The 388-nt window shown below is 68.8% G+C and carries 1 pseudogene; it reads right to left on the bottom strand.

What is annotated here, in order from left to right:
* Positions 1 to 102 precede the first annotated feature (102 nt).
* Positions 103 to 388: pseudogene (locus tag H928_RS33775) on the bottom strand (HlyD family secretion protein); the annotation flags it as partial.

Genomic DNA, 388 nt, shown 5'->3' with positions numbered 1-388 from the left:
CGGGCGCCTGGCGCAGTGCCGGCGCACAACCGGCCAGCAGCATCGCCATGCCCAGGGCCGTCAGCGTGCTGGCGGCCGAGCCTTGCAAAAACCGGCTGCGGGTCATGGCCGGGCTCCTTGCGCTGCGGCCTTGGCCGCGCGCGTGTCCACATGCACTTCAACCGACATGCCCGGGCGCAGGCGGGCGGCGAGCGGCTGGTTCGGGTCGATCGCAATGCGGATCGGCAGGCGCTGCACGATCTTGATGAAGTTGCCCGAGGCATTGTCGGCCTTGATGACGCTGAACTCCGAGCCGGTGGCCGGTGCCATCTGCTCGATATGGCCAGTCAGCTCGGCGCCTTCGAGCGCATCGACATAGAAGCTCGCCGCCTGGCCCTGCTGCATGTGG

It is taken from the genome of Comamonas sp. B-9, assembly GCF_000410635.1.
GTDB lineage: Bacteria > Pseudomonadota > Gammaproteobacteria > Burkholderiales > Burkholderiaceae_C > Comamonas.
This window is presented reverse-complemented; position numbering and strand designations above follow the sequence as displayed.